Source organism: Streptomyces sp. RP5T (assembly GCF_003933965.1).
Lineage (GTDB): Bacteria > Actinomycetota > Actinomycetes > Streptomycetales > Streptomycetaceae > Streptomyces.
The window spans coordinates 1-6,123 of the sequence record NZ_RSAJ01000502.1 but is presented as its reverse complement, the minus strand read 5'-3'; the positions used below and the strand labels follow the sequence as shown (position 1 = coordinate 6,123).

Here is a 6,123-nt window from a genome sequence, read left to right as displayed (position 1 = left end):
GTCCCGGGGGCGGCCGGGGCGGCTTCGGCGGCAGGAACGGCGGCCCCGGCGGCGAGCTGCCGGGCGGCACCCAGCAGGGCGGTGGCCAGGCGGGCGGGGAGTTCCCCGACGGCAACGGCGGAAATGGCGGCAACAGCGAGCTTCCCCAGGGCGGTGGCGCACCCGGCGGCACGACCGGGGAGCTCCCGGGCGCCGGTACGAGTGGTGGCCCCTCCGGAGGCGGCCCCGGCGGCGGTGGCGGCATGGGCGGCAGCGTCGACGGCGCCCTGGTCTCGTACCTGGAGAAGCACCAGGACGGCGCCACGTGGCTGCTCGCGGTGTCGAACTCGCAGAGCGCGGGCCAGCTGATCCTCAGCACGCACCAGCCCGTCATCTCCATGTGGGGCTTCACCGGCACGGACCGGGCGATGACCCTCGCCAGGCTCAAGGAACTCGTGAAGAAGGGCGAGTTGCACTACATCCAGCTTGGCGGCGGTGGCATGGGCGGCAACAGCAGCCTGAACCAGGAGATCACCAGCTGGGTGCAGAAGAACGGCACGGCGGTGAAGGCGAGCGACTACGGCACGAGCGGTTCCTCCGCGCAGAGCGCCCAGTCGAGCGGCACCTCGACGATCTACCGGCTGGATGCCTCCGATGTCGGCTGAGCACCGAGAAAATCACCGGCTCGCGTACAACCCTGGGGCGCCACCGGTGGTCTCTTGATCGCCAACCGTGCGTGTCCCTGAGGACAACTCCCGGCAAACACGGGCGGTTCGCACCCCATCGACGTGGATGCCCTCCAGGCGTCCCCCGCATGCCGCAGGAGAATCCCGCATGCACCAGAAGTACCACTCGCACCTGCGACTCGCCCTCGCGACGGCCGCCGCTGCCGCGCTGACGGGCGGTCTGCTCACGGTGTCCGCGACGACGGCCACCGCCGCCGACTCGTTCAAGGTCGCCAAGGCCGACTTCAACGGCGACGGCATCGGCGACGTCCTCGCCACGGCCGCCGGCGCCTCCGTCAGCGGCCACGCCGACGCCGGCCAGGTCGTCGCCCTCTACGGCAGCGCCGGCAGCGGCATCACCTCCGCCAAGCGCTCGGTCCTCAGCCAGAACTCCGGGACCGTGCCCGGCAGCGCGGAGGCCGGCGACTGGTTCGGCGGCGCGACGGCCTACGCCGACTTCAACGGCGACGGCTACGACGACCTCGCCGTGGCCTCGCCGTACGAGAAGGTCGGCACCGACACCGACGGCGGCGCCCTCGCGATCCTGTGGGGCTCGGCGAGCGGCCTCACCGGCAAGGCGAGCGACGTGCCGGACCCGGCCGTCTCCTCGCACGACAACTGGGGCCTGGCCCTGGCCGCCGGCGACTTCGACGGCGACGGCAAGGCCGACCTGGCCGTCGGCAGCTCGTCCGCGACGCTCTACGTCTACAAGGGCGGCTTCAGCAGCACCGGCCAGCCGGGCGGGCGGTACACCATCAAGCCGCCGATCATGCCCGGCTCTTCCGGCTTCCCGTACGGCCCGCAGCAGCTCACCGCAGGCGACGTGAACGGCGACGGCCGCACCGACCTGGTGGTCGACGGCTACGAGACACAGACCGGGAACGGCTGGAACACCAACTACTGGGTGCCCGGCACCGCGAGCGGCCTGAGCGTCGCGGGCGTCAAGACCCTCAAGCCGGGCATCGTCACCGGCATCGGCGACATCAACGGCGACGGGTACGGCGACATCGTCACCGGCGCCGGCTGGGACGCCACGACCGGCGACGGCCAGACCGTCCCGGACTCCTCGGACGGCGGCAGGGTCAGCATCACCTACGGCTCCGCGTCCGGACCCGCCTCGACCACCGGCATCACCCAGAACACCGGGAACGTGCCCGGCAGTTCGGAGAAGGGCGACTCCTTCGGCTGGGACCTGGACCTGGGCGACGTCAACGGCGACGGCTACCAGGACCTGGTCGTCTCCACCCCGAACGAGGACCTCGGCAGCGTCTCCAACGCCGGCATGGTCACCGTCATGTACGGCTCCGCGAGCGGCATCAACACCTCCACGGGCCTGCAGTCCTTCGAGCAGAACACGACGGGCGTCCCCGGCACCTCCGAGAAGAGCGACCTGTTCGGCGCCGACGTCAAGCTCGACGACGTCAACGGCGACGGCAAGGCCGACCTGGTCATCGGGTCGTACGAGGACGGCGGCGACGGAGCGGTGACCTACCTGCCCTCCACCGGCACGAAGATAGGCACGACCGGCTCCCGCGCCCTGTCCGTCACCGCGGTGGGCGTCTCCACCTCGGGCACCCCTCAGTTCGGCGCCCTCTTCGCCGACTAGGCCGCCCTCTTCCCCAGGCACCCCACACCGGGCCCGCGAACGGCCCCCGACCGGACGGTCGGGGGCCGTTTTCGCGTGTCAACTCGCGTAGACAAGGGGCGATTTGCCGTTTCCGGTCACCGAATGGACACGCGGAGTCCATTTACATGGCCTCATGTCCATGTCACTCTCCCTCTGCCGCCTCCATTCAACCCGCGTAGATGGGACCCCCCTTATGCCGGCGACACGCATCCGCAGCTGGAAGTCGGTGGCGTTCACCACCGCCGCCGTGCTGGTCGGGCTCGCCGCCCCGGTCGTGACCACGACCCCGGCAGCCGCCACGACGACCGCGTACGACTCGACGTACTACAAGAACGCGATCGGCAAGACGGGGACGAGCCTCAAGTCGTCCCTGCACACGATCATCAGCAGCCAGTCGAAGATCTCGTACTCGGCTGTCTGGGACGCGCTCAAGGTCACCGACCAGGACCCGAACAACACGAGCAACGTGCTCCTGCTGTACAGCGGTGTCTCCCGCAGCAAGTCCCTCAACGGCGGTGACGTCGGCGACTGGAACCGCGAGCACACCTGGGCCAAGTCGCACGGCGACTTCGGCGAGGTCACCGGACCCGGCACCGACCTGCACCACCTGCGCGCCTGCGACGTCCAGGTCAACAGCATCCGCGGCAACCTCGACTTCGACAACGGCGGCAGCTCCGTCACGAACGGCGGCGGCTCCACCGTCGACTCCGACTCCTTCGCGCCGCGCGCGGCCGACCGGGGCGACGTGGCCCGCATGATCCTGTACATGGCCGTGCGCTACGAGGGCGACGACGGCTTCGCCGACCTGGAGCCCAACGAGAAGGTGGGCAACGGCTCCAACCCCTACATGGGCAAGCTCGCCGTCCTCAAGGCCTGGAACGAGGCGGACCCGCCCAGCGCCTTCGAGGAGCGCCGCAACCAGGTCATCTACGACACCTACCAGCACAACCGCAACCCGTTCATCGACCACCCGGAGTGGGTCGAGGCGATCTGGTAGGACCCGGCTACAGGTGCGTCGGAGCGAACATCCGCAGCACCGCCGGGAGGACGACCACCGAAGGCCCCGGTGAGCCGAGCGCCTTCGACAGGTCCTCCGCGAGGGTCTCCGGGGTCGTACGGACCCCGGGGACGCCGAAGGACTCGGCCAGTGCCACATAGTCGGGGCGGGACAGTTCCGTCCCCGTGGCCTGGCCGAAGGCGTCCGTCATGTACTCGCGCAGGATGCCGTAGCCGCCGTCGTCGACGATCAGCCAGGTGACGTCCAGGTCGTGCTGGCGGGCCGTCGCCAGCTCGGCGATCGAGTACAGCGCCCCGCCGTCCCCCGACACCGCCAGCACCGGGCGGGTCGGGTCGGCCACCGCCGCGCCGAGCGCCGCCGGGAAGGCGTAGCCGAGGCCGCCGGCGCCCTGGGCCGAGTGCATGAGGTTGGGCCCCTTGGCGTCGAACGCCGACCAGGCCCAGTACGCGAGGATCGTCATGTCCCAGAAGGACGGCGAGTCGGCCGGCAGCGCCCTGCGGACCGAGGCCAACACGTCCTGTTCCAGGGTCAGTTCCTGGGCGGCGATCCGGTCGGCGACCTGCGCGAGGACGGTACGGACCCGCTCGGGGGCCTCGGCGTCCTCCCTCGGGGCCACCGTCTCCAGCAGCGCCTGCAACGCCAGTCGCGCGTCCGCGTGGATGCCGAGGGCGGGGTGGTTGGACTCCAGCTTGCCGAGGTCGGCCTCGATCTGGATCATCCGGCCCCGCGGCTTGAACGTGTGGTAGTTCGAGGAGAGTTCACCGAGCCCCGAGCCGACCACCAGGAGCACGTCCGCGTCCTCCAGGAAGTCCGTGGTGTGCCGGTCCTCGATCCAGGACCGCAACGACAGCGGGTGCTGCCACGGGAACGCGCCCTTGCCGCCGGGAGTGGTGACCACCGGGGCCCTCAGGACCTCCGCCAGCTGCCGCAGCTTGCGGGACGCGTCCGCCCGTACGACGCCCCCGCCCGCGATGATCGCCGGGCGGGCGGCGTTCGACAGCAGGTCGGCTGCCACCGCCGTGAGTTCGGGGCGCGGCGGCAGCTCCTCGGGGAAGGCGTCGCCGCCCGTCACCACCGGGATCGACGTCTCGGCGAGCAGCACGTCCTGCGGGATCTCCACCCACACCGGCCCGTGCGGGGCGGTCAGCGCGGAGGTCCAGGCCGCCTCGATCGCGGAGGGGATCTGGGACTGGGCGCGCACGGTGTGGACCGACTTGACCACGCCCCTGAAGGAGGCCGCCTGGTCCGGGAGTTCGTGCAGATAGCCGTGGCGGCCGCCGCCGAGCCCCGCGGTCGGGATCTGACTGCTGATCGCCAGGACGGGGGCGGAGGCGGCCGCGGCTTCCTGAAGGGCGGCCAGGGACGTCAGCGCCCCCGGACCCGTCGACAGCAGCAGCGGGGCCGCCTCGCCCGTGATCCTGCCGTACGCGTCGGCCGCGAAGCCCGCGTTGTTCTCCATCCGCAGGCCGACGTACCGCAGGTCGGAGCGCCGCAGCGCGTCGAACATCCCGAGCGCGTGCTGGCCGGGCAGGCCGAACACGGTCGTCGCGCCGAGCGCGGCCAGCGTCTCCACGACCAGGTCTCCGCCGTTGCGGCCGGGAGGAGGGTTGAGAGCAGCGGAAATCTGCGCCTCCGTCGGGCGGAGCACCAGGTCGTGGTCGTGAGTCACTGCGCGCGGGCCTCTGCAATCTGGCGGGACATGATCGTGGTCAGTTCGTAGGCGGTGTGGGAGGCCGCCACCGACGTGATCTCCGCGTGGTCGTACGCGGGGGCCACCTCGACGACGTCCGCCGACACCAGGTTGCACGATGCCAGACCGCGCAGGATCTCCAGCAGCTCGCGGGAGGTCATGCCGCCCGCCTCGGGCGTGCCGGTGCCGGGCGCGTGGGCCGGGTCCAGGCAGTCGATGTCGATGGAGATGTAGAGCGGACGGTCGCCGATGCGCTCGCGGAGCTGGTCGGCGACCTCGTCGGCGCCCCTGCGGTACACGTCCGCGGACGTCACGATGCCGAAGCCCAGCTTCTCGTCGTCGGTGAGGTCCTGCTTGCCGTACAGCGGACCCCGCGTGCCCACGTGGGAGAGGGCGGAGGTGTCCAGGATGCCCTCCTCCACCGCCCGCCGGAACGGCGTGCCGTGCGTGTACTCGGCGCCGAAGTAGGTGTCCCAGGTGTCGAGGTGGGCGTCGAAGTGCAGCAGGGCGACCGGGCCGTGCTTCTTGGCGACGGACCTGAGCAGCGGCAGCGCGATGGTGTGGTCGCCGCCCAGGGTCATCAGACGGGCGCCGGTGGCGAGGAGGTCGTCCGCGGCGGCCTCGACGGTCTCGACGGCCTCGTTGATGTGGAACGGGTTCACCGCGATGTCCCCGGCGTCCGCGACCTGCGCCAGCGCGAAGGGGGACGCGTCCTGGGCCGGGTTGTAGGGCCTGAGCAGCCGGGACGCCTCACGGATCGCGTTGCCGCCGAAGCGGGCGCCCGGCCGGTACGAGACACCCGAGTCGAACGGCACCCCGACCACGGCGACGTCGGCCCGTCCGACCTCGTCGAGGCGCGGCAGCCGGGCGAAGGTCGCCGGTCCGGCGTAGCGCGGGATGCGGGAGGAGTCGACGGGGCCGCGGGGCGTCTCGGGGGTGCTCATGGTCGTATGCCTTCCTTCTGCCGGTCCGGGGTCCTCCGGTCCGGGTCCTTCCTGTCCGGGTCCTGCCGGTCTGCGTCGACCCTAGGTGGCCGGGAAGCGGGTGCGAAGTGTACGTTTCCTCCATTCGAGCGGTACTGGAT

Annotated in this window: 4 protein-coding genes and 1 pseudogene; 3 read left to right on the top strand and 2 right to left on the bottom strand. The window is 71.3% G+C overall.

What is annotated here, in order from left to right; translation table 11 throughout:
• The 3 genes and pseudogenes from EHS43_RS34660 to EHS43_RS34650 all read left to right on the top strand — a co-directional run.
• A pseudogene (locus EHS43_RS34660) lies at nucleotides 1-644 on the top strand (hypothetical protein); the annotation flags it as partial.
• Nucleotides 645-813: 169 nt separating this feature from the next.
• The gene (locus tag EHS43_RS34655) at nucleotides 814-2,310 is read left to right on the top strand and encodes an FG-GAP and VCBS repeat-containing protein (protein WP_125194609.1); all 1,497 of its coding nucleotides are present in this window, start codon (nucleotides 814-816) and stop codon (nucleotides 2,308-2,310) included.
• Nucleotides 2,311-2,524: 214 nt separating this feature from the next.
• Nucleotides 2,525-3,328, top strand: a complete 804-nt coding sequence (locus tag EHS43_RS34650; RefSeq protein WP_125194608.1) for an endonuclease I family protein — start codon at nucleotides 2,525-2,527, stop codon at nucleotides 3,326-3,328.
• 7 nt (nucleotides 3,329-3,335) lie between these two features.
• Here the strand turns inward: EHS43_RS34650 and EHS43_RS34645 are convergent, their stop codons facing one another.
• Together EHS43_RS34645 and speB are read right to left on the bottom strand one after the other, a co-directional pair.
• Entirely contained in the window at nucleotides 3,336-5,018 is a 1,683-nt protein-coding gene (locus EHS43_RS34645; RefSeq protein WP_125194607.1) for a thiamine pyrophosphate-binding protein, read from the bottom strand.
• Nucleotides 5,015-5,983, bottom strand: coding sequence for an agmatinase (gene speB, locus EHS43_RS34640; protein WP_125194606.1), 969 nt, complete (start codon nucleotides 5,981-5,983; stop codon nucleotides 5,015-5,017). The genes EHS43_RS34645 and speB overlap by 4 nt, the downstream gene beginning before the upstream one ends.
• Nucleotides 5,984-6,123 lie beyond the last annotated feature (140 nt).

Excerpts from the sequence above, each read along its gene's own strand:
- EHS43_RS34650 (WP_125194608.1), top strand. The coding sequence starts at position 2,525 with ATGCCGGCGACACGCATCCGCAGCTGGAAGTCGGTGGCGTTCACCACC.
- speB (WP_125194606.1), bottom strand. The coding sequence starts at position 5,983 with ATGAGCACCCCCGAGACGCCCCGCGGCCCCGTCGACTCCTCCCGCATC.
- EHS43_RS34655 (WP_125194609.1), top strand. The coding sequence starts at position 814 with ATGCACCAGAAGTACCACTCGCACCTGCGACTCGCCCTCGCGACGGCC.